Annotated in this window: 10 protein-coding genes; 8 read left to right on the forward strand and 2 right to left on the reverse strand. The window is 62.8% G+C overall.

Features of this window, described 5'->3' with window-relative positions; genetic code table 11:
• Window positions 1–205 precede the first annotated feature (205 nt).
• The 4 genes from GGQ87_RS09920 to GGQ87_RS09935 all read left to right on the forward strand — a co-directional run bounded on the left by GGQ87_RS09920 (window position 206) and on the right by GGQ87_RS09935 (window position 14858).
• The gene (locus GGQ87_RS09920; protein ID WP_168047034.1) at window positions 206–3301 is read left to right on the forward strand and encodes a TonB-dependent receptor domain-containing protein; all 3096 of its coding nucleotides are present in this window, start codon (window positions 206–208) and stop codon (window positions 3299–3301) included.
• Between the two features lie 1113 nt (window positions 3302–4414).
• On the forward strand, window positions 4415–7804 hold the full coding sequence (locus GGQ87_RS09925; RefSeq protein WP_168047036.1) for an Ig-like domain-containing protein: 3390 nt from the start codon (window positions 4415–4417) through the stop codon (window positions 7802–7804).
• Window positions 7805–8087: 283 nt separating this feature from the next.
• Entirely contained in the window at window positions 8088–8429 is a 342-nt protein-coding gene (locus GGQ87_RS15685; protein WP_168047038.1) for a UrcA family protein, read from the forward strand.
• 354 nt (window positions 8430–8783) lie between these two features.
• Window positions 8784–14858: an autotransporter domain-containing protein gene (locus tag GGQ87_RS09935; RefSeq protein WP_168047040.1), complete on the forward strand. Its 6075-nt coding sequence runs from the start codon at window positions 8784–8786 to the stop codon at window positions 14856–14858.
• 82 nt (window positions 14859–14940) lie between these two features.
• Here the strand turns inward: GGQ87_RS09935 and yczR are convergent, their stop codons facing one another.
• The gene (gene yczR, locus GGQ87_RS09940) at window positions 14941–16380 is read right to left on the reverse strand and encodes a MocR-like transcription factor YczR (RefSeq protein ID WP_168047043.1); all 1440 of its coding nucleotides are present in this window, start codon (window positions 16378–16380) and stop codon (window positions 14941–14943) included.
• Between the two features lie 24 nt (window positions 16381–16404).
• Between yczR and yczE the strand changes: the two genes are divergently transcribed.
• Window positions 16405–17070: a membrane protein YczE gene (yczE, locus tag GGQ87_RS09945; protein ID WP_245161458.1), complete on the forward strand. Its 666-nt coding sequence runs from the start codon at window positions 16405–16407 to the stop codon at window positions 17068–17070.
• A 192-nt stretch (window positions 17071–17262) separates the two neighbouring features.
• Window positions 17263–17823: a DUF1993 family protein gene (locus GGQ87_RS09950; protein ID WP_168047045.1), complete on the forward strand. Its 561-nt coding sequence runs from the start codon at window positions 17263–17265 to the stop codon at window positions 17821–17823.
• 106 nt (window positions 17824–17929) lie between these two features.
• Here the strand turns inward: GGQ87_RS09950 and GGQ87_RS09955 are convergent, their stop codons facing one another.
• Window positions 17930–20545, reverse strand: coding sequence for a TonB-dependent receptor (locus tag GGQ87_RS09955; RefSeq protein WP_168047047.1), 2616 nt, complete (start codon window positions 20543–20545; stop codon window positions 17930–17932).
• 672 nt (window positions 20546–21217) lie between these two features.
• Between GGQ87_RS09955 and GGQ87_RS09960 the strand changes: the two genes are divergently transcribed.
• Together GGQ87_RS09960 and GGQ87_RS09965 are read left to right on the forward strand one after the other, a co-directional pair.
• On the forward strand, window positions 21218–21778 hold the full coding sequence (locus GGQ87_RS09960; protein WP_168047049.1) for a helix-turn-helix transcriptional regulator: 561 nt from the start codon (window positions 21218–21220) through the stop codon (window positions 21776–21778).
• Window positions 21779–21839: 61 nt separating this feature from the next.
• A complete protein-coding gene (locus GGQ87_RS09965; protein ID WP_168047051.1) occupies window positions 21840–22316 on the forward strand; it encodes a nuclear transport factor 2 family protein in 477 nt (158 codons plus the stop codon).
• Window positions 22317–22338: the final 22 nt, after the last annotated feature.

Raw genomic sequence — 22338 nt, forward strand, 5'->3', positions numbered from 1 at the left:
CGCCAAAGAAGCATCGTCGACCGGGTCTTTCCAGGAGATGAGCGCGAAAGTGATTTGCTGGACACCCTGTGGTTCGTGCTGCGCCGTAGAACAGCACAGCCGCGACGAACGTCAGAGATTTGTGGTGAATGCGTGAAATGGCGCGCTCGAACGCAGGGTGAGGACCGAGGATGGGAGGACCAATCAGTTAACGCCGGGGGTATCCATGCGAACCACGTCCATTCGAAAGCTGCTGTTCTCCACCACGATGCTCGGCGGCGCCGCTGTGCTTGCGTTCGCAGCGCCAGCGGTGGCGCAGACCGCCCCTCCTTCGCAGGACGCGCAGCTGGACGAAGTCATCGTCACCGGCTCCCGCATACCGCAGCGTAATCTGGTCACGACGAGCCCGGTCACACAGGTCACCGGTGAAGACATCGATGTCGCAGGCGTGACCAGAGTTGAAGACCTGGTCAACCAACTGCCGCAGGCGTTTGCCGCACAGAACTCGACCGTTTCAAACGGCGCTTCAGGTACGGCGACGGTCGCTCTTCGCAACCTTGGTTCGTCACGTACGCTGGTTCTGATTGACGGGCGTCGGATGGGCTACGGCTCTCCGCTCGATGACGCTGCGGATCTGAACCAGATTCCGGAGCAATTGGTCGAGCGCGTCGAGGTCCTGACCGGCGGCGCCTCCGCGGTCTACGGTTCGGACGCCCTCGCGGGGGTCGTGAACTTCATCATGAAGAAGAACTTCGAAGGCCTGCAGCTGGATGCCCAGTATGGCTTCTACCAGCACGACAATAACTATGACGGGCCTGGTAACCTGCGCGCCGAGATTGAACGTCGAGGGACGACAAATCCGAGCCAGTTTGTTCTTCCCGCGGACGACGTCTCGGATGGTGAAAGCCGGTCCATCAACCTGATCATGGGCGTTGCCCTGCCTGACGGCAAAGGCGACCTGACCGCTTACGCCGGATACCGGAACAACAATCCGGTTCTGCAACGGGACCGGGACTACTCGGCCTGTACGATCGATGAGCCGGCCGACGCCACGCCCGAGACATTTTCTTGCGGCGGCTCCGGAACCTCCTTCCCTGGGCGTTTCACAGATTTTGGTGGAAACAATAACGGCAACGACGGACCGGATGAGATTCCCGGCACCGCCGATGACGTTCCCGATACGAATCCGCTGCCGTCCTTTAACTTCACGTTGGGGCAGGGACGGTCGTTCACCAATTTCAACTCTAGCATTAACAACTACAACTTCGGACCGCTAAACTATTATCAACGGCCTGATGAGCGTTATACGTTCGGTGCGTTCGGCAGATACGAGATCAATGATCGTGCGGAGGTGTTCGCGCAGCTGATGTTCTCGGACTATAGTTCGGTCGCGCAGATCGCGCCGTCAGGTAACTTCTTCAACACGCCGACGATCAACTGTGACAACCCGCTGCTTTCCCCAGCTCAAGCGGCCGCGATCGGATGCGGCGCTGCGGCGCTGGCCGCCTCGACCACTATCAATCCGGACACCGGTCAACCCTATCTGGCGGACCCCAATTTCGTTCCGCTCAATATCGGGCGGCGCAACGTCGAGGGCGGAGGCCGGCAGGACAACCTGAACTACACCTCGTATCGCGGGGTCGTCGGCGTCCGTGGCGAAATCGCTCCAGGTTGGAAATACGATGTCGCCGCGCAGTATTCGCGAGTCATCCTGAGCCGCGTGTTTTCTAACGATTTTTCGGTCACGCGCCTCGGCAGAGCGCTCGACGTTGTGAACGTCGGCGGTACGCCGACTTGCCGTTCAGTCGTCAACGGTACTGATCCGAGCTGTGTGCCGTACGATGTATTCACCGCGAATGGTGTGACCCAGGCGGCGCTCGATTACCTACAGATTCCCCTCATCCAGACGGGGGAAACGACCCAGCAGGTTGTGACCGCCGCAGTCACGGGCGACACTGGCTGGTCGATGCCGGCGGCGTCCCGCTCGGTACAGGTAGCGTTTGGAGCCGAGTACCGCAGAGACTCCCTGTCTACTGTAACAGACGCTGCGTTCCAATCTGGAGACGGTGCAGGCCAAGGCGGGCCGACCATCGGACTGGAGGGCGAAACCGACGTGGCGGAAGTCTTCGGGGAGTTTCAGATCCCGATCGCGGACGACCAGCCTTGGGCCTATTCGGCTTCCATTGATGGCGCCTATCGGCGGTCTGAGTACGAAGACTTCGGGACCAACACCTACAAGCTCGGCGCCGACTACGCTCCGGTCGAGGATATCCGCTTCCGGGCCAGCTATTCGCGGGCCGTGCGGGCACCCAACGCACTGGAGCTGTTCACAGCGCCTGGTTTTGGGCTCTTCAGCGCCGACCGGGACCCGTGCGATGCGACGACGGGAACCGTCGTGGCCTCCTGCATCGGGAACAATCCTTGGCAGGTCACCACAGCCCAATCCCAAGGCGGTGGGCTGCACAGCGGAGCGGGCCAATACAACCGCCGAGGGGCGGGTACGACGGATCTGGTTCCGGAAGAAAGTGAGACAATCACGTACGGTGTCGTCTGGTCGCCTTCATTCCTGAGCGGTTTCGATCTCTCGCTCGACTATTTCGACATCGTCGTCGAGAACGCGATCCAGGCCTTCAACCCACAGAACACGCTCGACGATTGCTATCTCCAAGGAATTGCGACGGCCTGCTCGCGCATCGAGCGGAACACTTCGAATGGTTCCCTTTGGAATGGCGATGGTGTGGTCGACGATCCGAATACGAACATCGGCAGCTTTGGGACGGCGGGGATCGACGTTAACGCCAGCTACCGCTTCGACCTTGCAGACATCGGTCTGGGAGCACACGGAAGCGCGGCGCTGAACTTCGTCGGCACTTACCTGTCGGAACTGGTGACGGACAACGGCGGCATCGCACCCAACTCAGCGTACGACTGTGTCGGTTACTACGGCAACCAGTGCGGCACGCCCAATTCGGAATGGCGGCACCGAGCCCGTCTGACTTGGTCAACGCCTTGGGACATGGACTTGTCTGGGACCTGGCGCCACTACGGCGAAGTCGAGCTCGCAGTGCTGGAGGCTGACGGCACTCTGGATAATGGCGGCGCCCGCATCGACCGCTACTTCGACGCTGAAAACTACCTCGACCTCGCGGCGACGTGGCAGGTTCGAGAGACAGTGACGGTTCGGGCGGGGGTGAATAATATTCTCGATAACGATCCGCCGCTTTCCTACAGTGTTGGTAACACCGGCAACGGCAACACCTTCCCCCAGACCTACGACGCGATGGGGCGCTACGTCTTCTTCGGCATCACTGCCAACTTCTGACGCCCGGCGAGTTGAACAGTGAACCGCCGCCGGCTTTGCGCCGGCGGCGGTTTTGTTGTGCCGGCAGCGGTGTGGCGTGAGGGTAGGCACGGCCGTTGTCGGCGCGGCTCGGCTCGTGCCCGTTTCACCGCTCGCTATGGGCCGCCTCAGCGGAACCTACCGCTCGGTTTCGCCGATCCTCTGCCCCATGAACTGGGTAGGCGACACAGGCCCCGGGCAGGGTAGATCAGGACGCCAGTCGTGCTTTTGAGAGCGACGCAGCGGGCGAAGGCAGTCGCCTGTCCTCAAGGTCGCCATGGGACCAGCGCCAACTTGCGGCAGGACAATGTCTTGCATGCTCTGTCTTGTTTGGTTCGCCATCGGTCCCGGCTGCTGTGCGCTGGCCATGCCGCCGTATCAGTCCTGCCGAGCCTGCCGTCTCTGTGGCGCTGTGCGCTCGCCTTTGCCGACTACCCCTCATGAACACGCAGCAGACCGGCGCATATCAGAGCGATGATGAAGACAGACACCACGACGATGAAACCAAGCTTTGGCTCCAGTACGTTCGTGTCTGGCATGGTGCTATTTCCGCGGTTGTGAATGCCCCCTGGCCCCGAGTGAGTGCTGCTCTGACCGTTTCCGCCAACGTCACCGGATGGAAGAGTCTCGGCCTGGAGGCGGACGCTCCGGAGGGACGCACGCACCTCCAGCCAGAACGCGAGTGAAATCGCCGCAAGAGCGATCAGCGCAGCAGCGGTCAGGCTATTTGTCGGGGCGATGCAGTCATGGCTGTACGGCCGATACATATCGGGGCCGGATAGAAGGCGATCGAACAGGCTCAGCAGGGAGTCAGGTGGCCAAACGGCGGAGGACACCCGTTCGGGGGCAGTAACCGCTCTGCCGCACGAGGCTGAATGCATCAGAGGAATTCGCAAGCGACGGCGCCTGGCAGGTTGAGCTGAAGGCTAATCAGCTACCAAAGGCCGCGAGCCGTCGCTGGCGTCATGCGGCGAACAGAGGCGCGATGCGATCAAGCGCTATCCGGTGGCGACGAGAAGCGCGTGCTCTCGCCATCCTTGCCGGAGTGGCCACCGCGCCGCCGCTGTCGCATCCCATTTTAAGAGGCTATCCCACTTGACCACGCTCACCATGACTTCGCCCACGACGGGCGGAGCGCTTCCCGCTGGCGTCACCCCGGTCGGCGGCATCGTCCTCGACCTCATCGGCCTGAACGGAGTGAGGGTGCTGGTTCAGCTCTCGGCAGACCAGCTGTTCGCTGGGACCTTCTCGCCTGACACGCCGGGTGGAAACCCAGGGACGATTGGAGTCTTGGGCGGGCTCAGTCCGCAAGTACTGGCGCAGCTTGGCGGCGGGCTGAGCCAGATGGCCGTCCGGATGTCGATCTTCGACGCGGACGCCTCGGTCGGCGACATTGATCACAACGAGAACTTCCTGACGATAAACGGAATCCAGATCGGCAATCTGTCGTTGCCGGCGACGGAATCGACTTCAGAGTCGGGCGAACTGATGGGTGCCGCGGTCGGCTTCCAAAACGCGTTGCTGAGCACCGGCTGGTTCCACGTGACCGACCCCGCCGTTCTCTTCGAGATCTTCGGGTCGCTCGTCGCCAGAAACGGCGTGAGCTTTGGACTGCATGACCTCGACCCCTACGACAACGGCTATGATTTCTCACAAGGGCTGGACGGCTCTCATTTCGAGATCACGATTCCCAATACCGCTCCGGATGCGACCGATGACGTCTACTCGGTTTCACGCAACACCCCGCTCGTCGTTAGTGCGGCCTCCGGCCTGCTGGCCAATGACACCGATCCCGAAGGAGCCAATCTGACGGCGACGCTAGTGAGTGGACCGTTGCATGGTACGGTCACGATCAACTCTGACGGCTCCTTCACCTATGTTCCGGCCACAGGCTACGCCGGACCGGACAGCTTTAGCTACCGCGCCAGCGACGGCGCTCTGGGCGACGTCGCGGCGGTAAACCTTTTCGTCAATCCGAACGTCGCCCCAGTAGCCGGCGCGGACCGCTACACGGTCGATCGCAACGGAGAGCTGGTCGTTTCGCCTCGCCATGGCGTTCTGGCCAATGACTCTGATCCGGATAGTTCGAGCGGCGGAGTTCTGACGGCGCGAACCCTGTCCGAACCGCAAAATGGTACGCTGACCTTCAATGCGGACGGGTCCTTCGTCTATGTGCCCAACCCCGGCTTCTACGGGACGGACAGCTTTGCCTACGCGGCTAGCGACGGAGACGCCGAGACGCCGAACTTCGTGACCCTGACGGTCGTGAACAACAATGCGGCGCCCGTGGCCGCGGACGACGCCTATCGTCTGGACAAGGACGGCATCCTGACTGTGGAGCGTGCGAACGGTGTGCTCGCCAACGACGCCGACGCCGACGGCGACGTCCTGACCGTCGAAGTGACCACCGGTCCGGCCAACGGAACCCTGACGTTGAATGCCGACGGTTCGTTTACCTACATCCCGAACCCGGGTTTCCATGGGTCCGACAACTTCAGCTATCGCACCAGTGACGGTGACGACACTGACATCGCGACGGTTACGCTCACGGTCGACAACGTCAACGGCGCTCCCTCACCGGCGGACGACGCCTACGAGGTGGACGAGGGCGGTCGCTTGTTCATCGACGCCGCGAACGGCGTTCTGGCGAACGACACCGATCCGGACGGTTCGGCGATGACGGCTCAGATCCGCACGCAGCCATCGTCGGGGGTTGTGACCCTCAATGCGGACGGCTCGTTCGCCTATACGCCGAACCCGGGCTTCACGGGGACGGACAGCTTCACTTATTTCGCCAACGACGGCAGCGACACAGGATATGCCACCGTCATGCTCACCGTGAACGCCGTCAATGAGGCGCCGGTCGGCGCCTCTGACACCTACGCTATGGAGCAGAACCGCAGCCTCACGGTGGACGCCGCACACGGCGTCCTGGCGAATGACAGCGACCCCGACGGCGATCCTCTGTCGGTCGCATTGCTAACGGGCCCGCAGCATGGCCAATTCGTTCTGAACGCGGACGGGTCGTTCAACTATGTTCCTGACGCAAACTATGTCGGCTCCGACAGCTTCACCTATTCGCTGCGCGACGGCTCAACTTCGACACCGGTCACGGTCACCCTGACCGTGAATCCAAGGTCCGGCCGGCTGATCACGCTGGACGACAACGCCAACCGCGCAACTTACGCAAGGCAAGGCGAAGCGGTCATCGTTCACGCGCGGGGCGGCGCGGACTCCATCACGGGCAGCCGGTTCGACGATGAGCTGCTGTTAGGCGAAGGCGCAGACGAAGGCATCGGCGGCAACGGAAACGACATCATCCGCGGTGGCGCGGGAGACGACAAACTGTTCGGTCAGGCTGGCAACGACCGGCTGGAGGGTGGTGATGGCGACGATCTAATGCATGGCGGCGACGGCCCCGACATCATGGTCGGGGGCGTGGGCGACGACATCTACTACGTCCACTCGACCGAGGATCAGGTGATCGAAGCCGCGGGCGAGGGTAGTTTTGACAACGTCCGCTCGACGGTCTCCTGGACATTGGGGGATCACTTTGAAGAGCTCATGCTCGAGGGTTCCGCCGACATCGACGGAAGCGGCAATGCGTTGGATAATGCGGTGCTCGGCAACAGCGGCGCCAACGTACTTTATGGCCTCGATGGAAATGACACCCTGGGAGGTTATGGCGGCGACGACATCCAGTACGGCGGCGCCGGCAACGATCGCCTCGTCGGTCGCGATGGAAACGACGTCCTGCATGGCGGCACAGGTGATGATCAGTATTTCGTCGACACCGCTGATGTGATCGTTGAGCTCGGCGGAGAGGGTGTCGACACAGTGTTTTCGGTCGGCGACTATGTTCTCGGTGCGAACCTGGAGGTGCTGCGGCTTGACGGCGCCGCGGACCTGCGCGGAGAAGGCAATAATCTCAACAACTACATCGCCGGCACCGATGGCGACAATTTCCTCATTGGCCATGGAGGGGACGACCAGGTTTTCGGCGGTCGGGGGGACGATACCCTGGTCGGCGATGGAGAAGCGGTCGGGAACGGGAACGACCGCCTCGAAGGGGGCGACGGCGCGGATACCATTTTCGGGGGCGGAGGCGACGATGTGCTTTCTGGGGGGGGCGGGGACGACTTCCTGTTCGGTGAAGCCGGGATGGACCGTCTCGACGGCGGCTCGGGCAACGACGTCTTCGTCTTCGACCTGAACTCCCTTTCCATCCCAGATCAGCGACCTGACACTGTCATCGGTTTCCACGGCGCCGGAACGTCAGGCATCGGTGAGCAGGACAGTCTGCACTTCTCCGGCGGTTTCAGCAGCAGCGCGACGCTGATGTTCGACCATTACGGCTCAAACCAGGGCCAGCAGTACTATCGCCTGGTCGACCCTGAACATCCGGGCCAGGAGCAGTTGATCCTCGTCCAGATGGCCGGCGGTTCGACCAACCTGCTCTCGTCGGACGACTATCTCTTCTCCTAACAAGAAGCGGAGGGGCCGGCGTGTCCGTGCCGGCCCCTTTGTAGAGGGAGCTCTAGGGAAGGGGTCCAGCGCGAAGAGGCTGCGTGCTGAACGGCGTATCTGAGACGACGAACCGCACGGCTTTGCGACTGGGGACGTTCCCGATGGGGCGAAAGACAACCTTAAGCCAACAGAATGCTCGCCCGTAACGATCTCAGCTTCGTGTCGCCAACGACCGCGCCGGTACCCAGCCGCCGCCAGGTTCGCGAGATTCGGGCCGCGGTCTGGCCTCAATGGATTTCAAATGTCTCCCCTTCGATCGATTTCGTTAAGCACGCTCACCGCCCTCTGCGCGGCCGTGTCAGTCGCCGGCACGGCCTCCGCCGCGGACAATGAGCCGCGTGAAGTACGGGTCGCTATTGAACGGTTGGACCTCACATCCCCCCAAGATGTCGCTGTGCTTAATGCGCGTCTTCTCAGCGCAGCTCGCAGCGTGTGCCGGCGGTCGGAGCATCGATCCGAGAGCGTCGTGAATCAAAGAACTTGCGTTGCAGACGCGATGCGCCGGGCTTCGGAACAAATCCAGGCGGCGCAAACCCATGTGCAGGCAGATGCTGCCCGAGCCGCGGTGTCGCTCCCCCGTTGACACCGGCTCCGTCGCTGTCCGCTCGACGAGTGGTTCATCGCTGCACTTAGCCGCCGGCCGGGGCCCAACCCGGTCGGCGGCGCATCAGTCTGTGGCGACGGCCTGGCATCTGCTGTGTCTGCGTTTAGTCAGCCATGAAATTTAAGTCTGCTGCCTAGCGAGAAACAGAAGCGGCAATATAAAAAAGCCGCGCAGCGGAATCAACAAGCGCGGATAATCTGCGAATGCAGTTTAATGTGAGCTTATATAACCTCGCGATGCGTTAGGTTGTTGAGGTTAAGGGCTGCTCTCATATTTATTACTCAGAACTGTGTCGGGAGAAGCCCGCACGCATCCGAATTAAGGGAACTGGTTATGGTGGCCATCGCGTATCAGGCTAGAAATTTGCCTTCGATTTCCGTTTATTCCGCTAAAGCGGCCACGCGCCGTGACCTGAGTCAGCAGGCGAGCCGTGTTGTCCTGATGTCGGCGATCGGTCTGGCGGCAGTCGCCGGTGGGGGCCTGATGGCGCCGGGCCAAGCGCTGGCGGACTGTTTGCTCGTGGCCAACGCGGTTCAGTGCGGAACGACGAGCACCATCAATACGAGCTATCCCGTCGGTTCCCCGAGTGCCCGCGCCTATCAGTTCCTCTCGGGACCGCCCCTGAGCGGCACGGTTTCGAACGGGGCCGTAGCCGGCGGCCACGGCTTGGCCTTCACCAACTTGGGCGACGGCGGCGTCTCCGTCGTCAACAATGGCATGATTACCGTCGACGCGGGCAACACGCCGACCGAAGGTGGCACGGCGGCCCTGTCAATGACCGCAAACGGCGGCGTGCTGACCTATACGGGCGGGGCCGTCACTAACTACGGAACCGGCAACGGCCTCGACGCAACCCAGAACGGTGCGGATGACAACATCGAAATCAGTCTGACCGCAGCGGTTCGCGGCTCGACCGGAATCCTGGCCGTCAACAATGGAGCTGGCAACGTCTCGATCACCGCGGGTGCTCCGGTCACCGGGATGATTGGCTCCGGTATCTTCGCAGAAAGCCGCGGTGGCGGGATCTCCATCGCGGCGGGCGACGTCAGTGGCCAGACGGGCGCCGGGATTCTCGCGCAGCTGCTGAGCGCCCCAGCGTCGACCAACGGTGTCAGCATCATTGCCGACAGCGTGCTCGGCAGGACCGGAATCACAGCCTCGAACAGCGGGCTCGGCGTTCTCTCCGTGACAACGACTGGCGATGTAACCGGGAGCATCGGCTCGGGCCTGGACCTCGCTAGCGCCGGCGCTATCGACGTGAACATCGGCGGCTCCGTCACCGGCGGCCAGCAAGGCATTCTGGTGCAGGGGGCGAGCGATATCCGGGTCACGGGCACCGGGTTCACGAGCCTGTCCGGGAACGCGGTCCAGATCGTCAACAATGGTGCGGGCGCTGTAGATTTCGAGGCGACGGGTCCGATCACGGCGATCGATGGCGACGGGATCAATGTTCGCGACACGGCGATCGGGGGGGACATCAGCATCATCACGGGCGACGTCGCCGCATTGAGTGCGGGCTATGACGGCATCGATGTTTACTCCACGTCTCTGACCGCTGACATCGAGGTCGTTGTCGCGGGCGACGTAAGCGCCGGCCGAATTGGCGTTTTCGCCCGCATCGGGGACGGGGCGGGGGACATCAACCTGAGAACCGGGGGATCGGTGACGGGGACTGGTGGAATCTACGCGACCACCAATGGCGCCGGTTCGATCTCTGTTACTGCGGCCGGCCCTGTCACTGCGAGCATCGATAACGGGATTTTCGCGAACAGCAATGGCGGTGCGATCACCATCATCGCGGGCGATGCCAGCGGCGGAAACGGATATGACGGGATCTATGCAAAGCAGCAGAACCTCGCTGGAGCAGGCGATGTGCTCATCGTTGCGGGAAGCGCCTCGGGTGAAAATGGAATAGTGGCGATCAACAACGGCTCGGGAGATGTGTCGGTTACTGCGGGCGGCCCTGTGACCGGGTATGGCGAGGATGGCGTTCAGGTGTCGGGTTTAGACGCGATTTCGGTCAACACCGACGCCGTCGTGACCGGCGTCAACTCCGGCCTGACAGTCAACCGGGAATTCGGAGGAACGGGCGATATTTCCGTGTCGGGCGCCGGGTTCACCGCGCTCGCCGGGAACGCCGTTGATATCTACAACCAGGGCGCCGGTGCGGTCGACTTCGTGAGCACGGGTCCGATCACGGCCACGAACGGCTACGGGCTGGTGGTCAACGACACAGCCATCGGCGGGGATATCCGCATCACCACGGGCTCCGTGACCGCCGAAACCGCCGGCTATAGCGGCATCTACGTTCAGTCGAACTCAACAACGGCTGATATCGAGGTGACCACCAATGGCGACGTCCGCGCCTCGAACTACGGGATCGACGTTTCCACCGCAGTCGGGTCTTCCGGCAACATCGACGTTACCGCCAACGCGTCGGTGAGCGCCGCCGGGGGCATCTTCGCCGTGGCTCAGGGCGCGGGCTCCGTCAATGTGACCACGGTAGGCGCTGTGACGGCCGGCACCGAATTCGGCATTCATGCCGCTGCCGAACAGGGCGGAAATGTCACCGTCGACGCCGGCTCTGTCACCACGGAGGGCGAGGCAGGAATTTCAGCCTACGCTGCCGGCGGCGACGGAGTGATCGACGTGACAGCCGGGACGATCTCCGGCGACAACGGAATCACGGCGTTCAATGAGGGGACGGGTGCGACGGTCATTCGGACTAGCGGCACCATTAGGGGTACGGCCGACGCCGGCATAGGTGTGCTCGCCTATGGCTCAGTCAGCGTTGCGGTCGCCGACACAGTCACGGGCCAGGATGCCGGCTTGGAAATCGATCTCTTGGGCGGTGGTAGCGGCGACATTTCGGTGACAGGAGCGGGCGGTTTCGTTGCCTTGGACGGCTACGGGATCGACATCGAGAACAATGGGTCGGGCGAAGTCAATGTCGATATTTCCGGCGCGATTGTCGCGACAAACGGGAACGGCATCTATGTCGTCAACGACACGGCCGACAGCAGCGACCTGAGCATCACCACCGGCGATGTATCGGCCATTTCTGACGGTTATTACGGGATCGAAGCATTCTCACTCTCGGCGACGGGGAATGTTTCGGTTACGTCCAATGGGGACATCGCAGCCGGCGAAGGTGGGATCTCTGCCTTCATGAGTTCGGGCGGGACCGGTGACGTTTCGGTCACGGCCTTCGGATCCGTTAGCGGCGACTTGGGTATCTTTGCGGGGAACTTCGGGTCTGGCGACACATCTGTCGCCGCCACCGGCACGATCAGCGCGACGACGGGCGAGGGCATTCTTGCGCGGTCTCAAGGGGGCGGCGACATCACGATTACCGCAGGCTCGGTGGTCTCGACCGAGGGGATTGGGGTATTCGCCTGGCAGGAAGACGTCGCGGGCGCTGGCGACATCGACATCACGACAACTGGCGCGTTGTCGGGTGGGCAGCACGGAATCGTTGCGGTGAACGCGGGCACCGGTGCGGTTCACATCAACACGACGGGCGCGGTCACGGGCGCCGCCGATGCCGGCATCGCTGTAGGCGCCGCGGGCGCCGCCAGCATCGAAATCGGCGGTCCGGTCACTGGCCGGACGAATGGCGTGGTCGTGGAAGGCGCAGGCGATATCTCCCTAACCGGCGCAGGTAGCATAACCTCCCGGGGGGGCGCCGGAGTCGAGATACAAGGCGATGGTGCGGGCACGGTTACCTACGATGTTGCCGGGCGGGTCAGGGCGACGGGCGGGAACGGTGTGCAAGTCACAGACACAGCGGTCGGCGGGGACATCACCGTCACCACGGGCGCGGTGGAGGCCATGAGTAATGGCTATTACGGCATCCTGATCGGTTCCAGTTCGACGGCGGCCGACGTTCGCGTGATCGCTAACGGGCCGATTGTGGCGGCTGAGGGCGGGATCCGGGTAAGTCTGGAAGACGCCTCAGCGACGGGCAACATCAGCGTTACAGCCCACGGACCGATCACAGGCGACTATGGCGTCTTTGCCGAAAACAGGGCTTCGGGTTCGACCGCGGTCACCGCCACCGGGCCGATTACCGCGGGGGCCATCGGTATCCTCGCCCGCTCTAATGGCGATGACGTGACGGTGACGGCTGGTGATGTCGCCTCGGGCGGTGACTTCGGCATCGTCGCCGAGCTCGGCAGCAACGGTGCGGGCGACGTCCGCGTGACCGCACACAACGTTTCGGGCGCAACGGCAATCTCGGCGATAAACGACGGCGTAGGCTTGGTCTCGGTTGATCTGAATGGATCCGTTGTGGCGGACGGGGAGTTCGGCATCGTCGCCCGGTCCGGCGGCGGCGATGTGTCCGTGAATGCCAGCGATGTAGCCGGGTCCGCGGAAGTCGGCATTGCCGCAGTTCAGGCAGAGAGCTCAGGCGCGGGCGACATCTTCGTTGCCGCAGGCAGTGTGACGGGCGGGGTCGGCATCGTAACGTCGAATGCCGGCACGGGCGAAACCCGGATAACGACCACCGGAGCCGTGGTGGGGTCTGTTCTAGGTATACACTCGGTTGCTAGCGCCGACGCTGGCAACATCACGCTCGATGTCGCCAACGTATCCGGCGCGGTTGCAGGGGTCGCTGTCGATAACGTTGGCGTGGGCGTTACAGACCTGACGGTTCGCGGCCTCGTCCAGGGCGGCGACTTGGCGGTCGCTATCTACTCCGATGCAGACCAGCAGGTCCGGATCAGCAACGAAGGCGTGATACGTAGCAGTGCCGGACTTTCGTCAGATCGGGCGATCGAAGCGGCAGGGGGGGGCATCGACTTCACCAACACTGGCGTGCTCGTCGGGGACATTGTGTTTCAGGGAGACTCCAGCCTCTTTGAGAATCGGGGAAGCTGGAGCACCGGGGGCGGCGACAGCACCTTCGCGGGTCTGGATGACGATCTCATCAATGCAGCGACTGGCTCCATCCTGGCCGGCAGCTCAGCCGAAATGCAGGACATCACCTTCTGGCGCGGGCTGGAGACGTTCCGGAACGAAGGACGCGTGACGTTGGGCGACAACGGAGCCGGCGATGTCATCATGACCTCGGCAAACGCTGTCTTCGCCGCAGGCTCGCAGCTGCAAGTCGACATCGGCGGGCAGGGCGGCGCTGACCTGTTCCTGACGACCGGAACGCTCATGTTGAACCCCGGCGCGCGTCTCGATGTGAACTTCGTTCAGCCGCTGGCCTTGGGTGGGCGCTATGTCGTCGCTCGCGCAGACGGCGGTCTGACGGGGACATTCGATTTCGAGGACCGGTATCTCAGCGCCTTCGTAGGGATGCGGGATGGCTATACGGCCACAACGGCATACATTGATGTCGCCCAGCTGCGGGCCCTCATCGAGGCTGGTCTGACGCCGAATCAGCGGGAAACCGCCGCTGGCGCCGATAGCCTGGCGCAGACCAATCCGTTGAAAGCAGCCCTTCTACTGCTCCCGGATGATGCGGCGGCACGGGACGCGTTCGACCAGCTGTCAGGCGAGATACACCCGGCGACCCGCGGTGCCATGGCAGATGACAGCCGTCTGTTCCGCAACGCAGTACTGGGGCGGTTGGCCGCTGACAGGGCTGAAGGCGCTTGGGCCCAGGCGCTGCTCGACGACCGCAGGGTCGACGGCGACGGGAACGCAGCCGAGACTAAACGCGATACTCGCGGTCTGATGTTTGGAGCCGACCGGGCCCTCAACACAAGTGTGACAGTTGGTCTGGCGGGCGGCTGGTTCGACACTGACGTGGACGTTTCTGGCCGGGCAAGTTCTGCAGAGAACCACAGCCTTCAGGCACTGGGCTACCTCGGTGCCCAGGTTGACCGTTGGCACATCCGGGCGGGGATAGGCTTCGCGAGCAGCTCGCTTGAGACGCAGCGGCAGGTTTCCGTCCCGGGCTTCAACGCCTCGCCGGTCGCAGCCTACAAGGGATCGGCGGAACAGGCCTTCCTCGAGGCAGGCTACCGCCTGCCAATGGGCGGCGGCTATGTTGAGCCCTTCATCGGCGTAACCGCTATCGCTTCGGAGACCGAGGCCTTTACCGAAACTGGCGGAGCTCAAGGGTCAATCATTGCTGAGGCGGTGACGGACAATCTGGTGGCGACCACCCTCGGCGCCCGGTTTGATACGGGCATGGATGGCCCGTTCTCGCTCCGCGGCATGGCCGGGTATAGGGGGATGGACGGAGATCTCGCCCCCGTAGGTCGCCACGCTTTCGCTGGTGGTGAGAGCTTCACGGTGCTGGGCACGGCGAACTCCGACATCGCTGCGATAGCCAACCTCGAGGCGAGGTGGAGTGTGACAAGCACCGCCACCGTCAGCGCCTCATGGGAAGGTGTCTTTGGAAACAAGGGCGAGGACCATGCGATTACAGGTCGTCTGAAAATCGCCTTCTGACACTGAAGAGGTCGGGACGACCAGTGCGGTCGCCCCGACCTTTCCGCCTTGCGTCCGGGCATCCAGACGACGCAGGTACGCCTCAGAACAGGGCCTCCGCGAGCGACTCTGGAGCGCGGGTGGAACGCTCATCAAGCCCTCGCCAGGCACAAGCAAGAGTTCCGACGGCCGCTTTCAGCTCCGGCTCCGGCAGGCAGTAGGGCAGCCGGACGAACCTTTCAAACGCGCCGCCCATGCCGAAGCGTGTCCCGGGCGAAATGATGACGCCAAGCTTCTGGGCCTCTACCACCAGTGCGCTGCAGGCCGGACGGGGCAGCGAGACCCAGAGTGAAAGTCCCCCGCGCGGCCGCGCGGCGCGCCACTCCGGAAGGACCCGCGAGAGCTCAGCTGACAGCGCGGCCTCACGCGCGGCCAAGAGCCGCCGTCTAGCAATGACCGGGTTCTGATCCCCCGAGAGCAGGTGAGCCGCGGCCAGTTGCTCGACGACGGCCGCCCCAAGATCCAGGGACGCTCGTGCTCTTACGACGGCATCCGTCACGCTCGCGTCAGCGCGTATCCACCCAATCCGCAATCCGCCCCACCAAGTTTTGCTCATCGATCCGAGCCGAACAACATGCGCGCCCGGAGCGGCTGGCGGCGGGGGCGGTTGATCGAACCACAGTTCGCGTTGGGTATCGTCCATGACAAGGATGCCGCCCACTCGGGCCACCGCTTCGGCGACCGCGTTTTCCTCATCTGCGCCCATCACATGGCCAGTCGGGTTTTGATGAGCGCCCACGAGATAGACCAGCCGGGGTCGGGCGCTATCTATGGTCCCGACCAAGCCATCAATATCCCAACCTGAGGGCGTCATGGCCACAGGAACGGGACGGAGGCCCGCGCGGACGATGGCGTCTAAGGCGTGCGGATAAGTCGGATGATCAATGACCACCGCGTCGCCCGACCGGCCGAACGTACGCAACAAGATCGCCCAGCCACTCTGCGCTCCGGAGGTGACGACTATCTGGTCCGGGCGGGTCGGCAAACCGGCAGCGGCGATACTGGCGGCGACGGCACGTCGGAGTGGCAAGAGTCCGGTTGGATCGTACCCATGTCCCGGAAGATGGGGCGGGAGTGACTCCAGTGCCCGGGCGTAGGCCCCATGCACATGTTCGCCCGCAGGCATGACGGCCGTCGCCATATTGACCACCTCAGGGCCAGGCGCGACATGAAACAGGCCTTCTAGCCTGTCTGTCCGGCTGAACGGTAGCGACGTGTAGCTCCCCGAACCGATGCGGCTGGCCACGAACCCATCAGCTCGCAGGCGGTCCAAAGCGGCGCTGACGGTTATGCGGCTGACACCGAGCCCCTCCGCCATGCGGCGCTCGCCAGGCAGACGGGCGTTAAGCGGCAGGCGTCCGTCGAGAATGAGACCCTTGAGCGAGTCCGCCAGTCGGCGATAGGCGACGTCGCTTGATCCGGATCGTCGCCAATCGCCCAAGTGACGCGACAGGCTGTTCAGGTTGACCACGAGGTTTGACATAAGGCCACCGTCACAAAAGTGGCTATGGAATTCAAGTCCAAATGCTTTCAACTTCTTCGCATGTTCATCCGTCGCTTCTGCCAACTCCAACTGGGCCTGCTTCTCTACGGAGCGTCCCTCGCCATGATGGTGCGGGCGGATCTTGGTCTGAATCCGTGGAGCGTCCTGCACGAAGGCCTCTCCGAGCGCACCGGGATCAGTCTTGGCATGACGGTCAATATCGTTGGAGCACTGGTGCTGCTGGTCTGGATACCCCTGCGCCAGAAGCCGGGTATCGGAACTGTCTGTAATGTCTTGGTCATCGGAGCAGCGGCTGACGCGGCGTTGTCCGTCCTCCCGCCCGTCACTGGCCTGCCGCTGCGGATCGCCTTGCTCCTGAGTGCAATCCTGCTGAACGCGGCGGCGACTGGTGCTTATATCGGCGCCGGACTGGGGCCGGGTCCGCGAGATGGCCTGACAACCGGAGGCGTTCGCCTGACTGGCTGGGACATCCGCTGGATGCGAGGCCTCATTGAAGGCCTGGTACTCTTGCACGGCTGGATGCTTGGCGGGACTATCGGAGCCGGCACTTTGATCTACGCCTTGGCCAACGGTCCGCTGCTCCAGTTCTTTATCCCCTTGTTTGAAGTCCGGCAGACCGTTCGCGTCCGCTCAGGGGTAGTCCCCGCGGCTGCGGCTAACGATTGCTGAGCGCCTAGACCAAGCATCTGCTGGTCGCGCAGCACATGAGCCGGTTCACTGGCGGCAGCGACGCTTTGGCTCCGGGGCATGCCCTCTTCGCCTGCCTTGGCCGCAACCTGCCGAATTTGCGCGACAGGGCGCCCAACGGACTATGGCCACCCACAAGCCGCGGCCGCGGAGCCGCCAGCATGAGCAAAGTCGATGTCGCTGACGAACCTTCTCGTACCCACCTGCAAACAGATGCTGCTCGGCCTGTCGGGCCTTCTCGTCAGTGCACAGGGCCAACGAAGGAAGGCGGAGGCAGAGGGACTTCTCGCCAGCCGCCTCGCGCCGGACATGTTTCCTCTTGCCGCGCAGGTGCGTTTCGCCTGCATCCAGGCGCAGGAGATGATTTATCGGCTTCAGGACAAACCCTTGCCAGAGGGTCTGGGCGAACTTGCTCGCGAGGCTGAGGGCGCAGGTGTGCGACCCGGCTCAATCTCTGACGCGCAGGGGCGGATCGATGAGACCATTCTCCTGCTGGAGGGTCTGATTGATGGCAGGATGGACCCGGCCGCCGACAGGCTGCTGCAGCTCAAGCTGCCCCACGGTGTGACGTTCGAACTTACCGGCGAGCAGTACGCCCGCGATTGGCTGCTTCCGCAGTTCTATTTCCATGTCGTCACCGCGTACGCGATTTTACGAAGCCAAGGCGTGGTGCTGGGAAAGGCCGAATACGTGCCGCACATGTTCGCCTATGCCCGGCGAGACAGCCTCCACTAAGATGAGTGGTCAGACCGGCTGCCCCGCGGAGTTCCGGCAGGGCTTTGCAAAAAGGGTCGGCCGGTCGTCTTAGCGGGCCGACCCTTTCCTCTGAGATGATCGGTGGTCAGTACTGGACGCGCAGCGTAGCGCCAAAAGTCCGGGGCTGTCCTAGGAAGGCGTCGTAAGTCTGAGTGTCGGCTGCGGGGTTGTAGTAGGTGCCGTCAGGTTGGACGGTTGAGGCGAAGGCATTGCCCTGCAGGAACCCGTTGTAGATGACCTGGACGTATTCCTCGTCAGTCAGGTTCTGCGCCCAAAACTCGAGGGTCCAGCGCTCGTCCTCCGTTCCGATCACGATCCGGCCATTCATTGTGGCGAAGGCGTCCTGAACCTTGAAGGGCAGCAGGTCCGATCCTGTGTTGTAGGCGCCGGTGTATTTGGCGGCAAGGCTGAACCCGCCGCGCAGGCCGTCGCCAAGGGACCGGTTGAAGTTGATCGAGGCCGTGCCTGACCACTCCGGCGAGAAGGATGCACGCGATCCCGGCAGCAGCGAGAGCTGTGGGTAGTTGGCAGGGTTGGCGAGGTCAGCCGCCGTGAACTGGCCATAGCGCGCATCGATGTAGGTCAAACCACCTTGCAGGCTCAGACCTTCTACCGGCGTGAACCACATGAAGTCGGCGTCCACGCCCTTCGACGTCAGTTCAGGGATCGATTCCACAACGAATGAGGTGCCGAGGAAGGTATTTAGCTGGAAGTCCTCGAATGTCTGATCGAAGTAGGTAGCGTTCAGCAGTACCGTACGGTTGAACAGCGTCGACTTGAAACCGAATTCATAGCTGTCGACGACCTCGGACGGGAACAGCAGCGAGGCGTTCGGGGTGATGCCCGTCTGCACCCGGTCCAGGTTGTAACCGAAGCTCTTGTAACCTCGAGCACCCGAGGCATAGACCATCAGTTCGGGGCTGAAGCGGTACGCGACCTTCAGCGTGCCGCTGAGCTCGCCGTCGTCGAAAGACTCTGCAACATGGCGATTGTTGTAGGCCGCGTTGGTCCACGGCAGGCAGAAGCGGGCCAGAAGCGTTGGGGCTGATGCGCCGAGGACGGCGGCAATTGCACCAGCGTTCGCCAACGCAGCGCTGCAGGTCGCGCCATTTCCGTTGGTGTTCCGCTGCGTAACGTCAACGCTCTTGTCGTCGATTGTGTAACGCAGGCCCAGCGTGACATCGAACCGGTCCGTGACGTGCCAGGTGTTGTTCGTGAACGCCGCGATGGACGTCGACTTCTGCTGATAGTCATCTTCGAACGTCTGACCAATCGTGAAGCTAGGTCCAGTGGCGGCAGTGGGCCCGGCGGGCGCCATGCCGCCCGTCGCAAGACAACCGCCGAAGCCGGCCGCCGTCTGGCCCGGACGCGTATAGCAGCCGATCGTCGCCGGACTGACGGGCAGTGCGGGATTAGCGGCGTTCAGCGAGGACGACAGCAGAAGAGACAGCAGGGGCGAATAGTCCGCCCCGAGGTAGAAGGCATCGCCTCGGTCGATGTCCTCGCGCGTTGCGAACGCTCCAACCAGCCAGTCCAGAGTGTCGGTCTTCCCGGCCAGGCGGAATTCTTGAGTAAGGTTGTCGACATCGTAGCCAAAATTGCCGTCATTGATCCGGTAGGCGATGTCCGCGCCGGTGTAGTCCGAGTCCTGACCATTAGACGACGTCCAACGCCGTGCGGAGGTGATGGACGTGAGCTGAGCGCCCCCTAGCAGGGAAGGAAGGTCGACGTTCATCTCGACAGACACGCCCTTGTCCTCAACCTCCTGGTCGCTTGCGCGGTTGGCGAAAGCTTGGCGCGAGTAGGGCAGTTGTCCGAACCCGGCGGCCGGCGGTCGCTGGCCCATCCCGGCCGAGAGAGCGTCGATAAAGGGGTAGGTCGGGCCGGTGCGAACCTGAACACCCGTGCAGCAGTGCTCATCCCGTCGGGAGTAGTCGGCTATGACGCGAACCGACGTACTGTCGCTGGGGAGCCAGAGCAGCTGGCCGCGGACGGTGCCGAAGTCCTGATTGCTGTCGTCCGTTTCGGCTCGCGGCCCGTCGCCGGTGTCGACGCTGTAGAAGCCGTTCCGAAGGCGCCGCCCGGCATAGAGGCGAAATGCCAGGCTGTCGCTGAGCGGCCCTGTGACCGAACCACCAACGCCCATTGCGCCGTAGTTGCCCCCGGTCAGTTCTCCGTTGAAGCCGGGCGTGAAAGAGGGGGCCTCGGTGATGATGTTGATCACGCCGGCCGATGTGTTCTTGCCGAACAGCGTGCCCTGTGGACCCTTCAGAACCTCAATTCGGGACAGCTCTCCTAGATCGCCAAAGCCGACCGAGTTGCGGGACCTGTAGACGCCGTCAATGACCACGCCCACCGAGCTTTCGAGCCCGGGGTTATCCCCCACCGTACCGACCCCGCGAATGCGGGCCGTGGTAGCCGCCTCTGAAGAGTTCGAGGTGACCACCAAGCCCGGCGTGATGATCTGCAGATCCTTGATGTCTCGAACGCCGGCGCTGTTAAGGGCCTCGGCAGACAGGCTGGTCACCACGATGGGCACATCCTGCAAGTTCTGTTCGCGCTTCTGGGCGGTGACGACGATGTCGTCGATGGTCGTCGGTGTTTGCTGGTCCTGGGCGGCGGCGACGCCGGCCAGACCGAACGCGCAAGCGCCGACTGCGGCGCTCGAAACGGTCGTGCGAAGAAGGTGAGCAAGTCTCATGGTGTCCCCCGAATGAGCCAGCTCCGTCAGCGACAGAGGCGTGGCGTTTCCTCATCCATGACCGCTCTCTCTTGATCCGGAGGCGGTCTGGATTGCAGGGTATTTTCGCGGGTCGGACGACTCTTCAGCGCGGCCCGATAGCGGTTCGTCCGAAAACGAACTGTCTGGCGTAACACGGCGACACTCTGCCGCATTCGCGAGCTAACGTGTCGGTACCTTTCCCTCGGGGGAACCTCCCGTCGAGGCGCGCGAAAGGGCTTGTTGTAGCAGGACGCGGACCAAGGTTCACGTGCGGCGTGCTGCGGACGAAAGTGCGTATTAACGCGATGAAGTTTACCTGAACCGGACGATTATGTGCACGGCGCTTCGGCCGTCCGTGGGGGATCAATGCGGCCAGCAAGGGAGAAGGAGGGGCCCGTCGCGCGCGTTGATCATCGCCCGCGGTCGCGGGCCACGGAACTGGCGGAGGTTCTTGAAACCCGCGTCGCCGCCACCGCCGCTCCCCCGGCCGGCGTGGTCGAAAAGTTCGCTGTCGTTCTGCCTTACGACGGACTTTTCGGATTCCGCGTAGGGCGTCGCCTCTCGCTTTTCGATGCTCAACGCACCCTGTTCGCAACTGCGGGGCATGAGTACGTCGACAGCCATCCTGCGGAGGGGGTTGGACACGCCTGCATGATCGTGAGACCGGCCGAGCAGCTTCTCGACGATTTTTTTGGCGGCATCACGCCTGGTGCGCACGCTGCATTCCGGGACTTGGGGAGACCCGCCACTGGCGGTCTGCGCCTTCAGGTCCAGCGGCTGCGGCGGGTCAACGCGGATGGGGAGTCCGGGCTAGAGAAGGACGAGTGTGTGGCCGCGACGCTGCGCGCGGCTCTGTGCGAGTCGCCCGTTGTAAAGGAGCCTGCACCAAGGGTGATCGATCGGGCAAGGCAGGTGCTGCACGCATTCGGATTCGAACGCCTGACTCTAAGTCGTATCGCTCACGAGGTCGGAGTGTCTCCGACCTATCTCACTCAAGCTTTCACGCGCGCAGAAGGTCAGCCTTTGTACCGCTACCAACTGGGCCTGCGGCTGAACCGCGCCCTTGTGGATCTGCCGCACTGTAATGACTTGAGCGAGCTGGCGTTGGACCTTGGCTTCTCCAGCCATTCGCACTTCACAACAGCCTTCAAAGCAAGTTTCGGACTGAGCCCATCGGCGTACCGCTCCGGCTGGCGGCGCGCCGACCATTAGATTCCGGAAGCGAGCGTACGATCCTCCTCTTAAATCTGGCCGTCGTTCCGAGGAGGAAATCATGAGTGTCTGTTCAACACTAATCGGCGGTTCCGCTGTCCTGGCTATGGCCGTCGGCGGGCCCGTGAGCGCAATTCAATCGCCTGACCTCGATCGTCATGCGGTCGCGGCGACTGATATCGCCTTCCAAGCAGCAGTAAAACGACGCGATCTGGCTACTATGGACCGCATTCTGCACGAAGATTTCGTTCTGGCATTGGGCGATGGACAGACACTGACCAAGGCGCAGCTTCTCGCGAGAGAGCACTTTGTCACCTACGAGCAACAGGACGAGGACTCCGGCACTCAGACGGTTCGGGTCTATGGGGACACCGCCATCGTGACGGCGCGTCTATGGCTCAAGGGCGTTGGCCCGAACGGCACCTTTGATCGAAGGCTGTGGTTCAGTGACACTTACATCCGGACGGCCTCGGGCTGGCGCTACGCATTTGCGCAGGCTTCTTTGCCGCTACCTCCGGCTCGTGAAGAACAGGACTGAGCCCAACGATCTGCGGAGCAAG

Origin of the sequence: Brevundimonas alba, assembly GCF_011927945.1 — a bacterium.
GTDB lineage: Bacteria > Pseudomonadota > Alphaproteobacteria > Caulobacterales > Caulobacteraceae > Brevundimonas > Brevundimonas alba.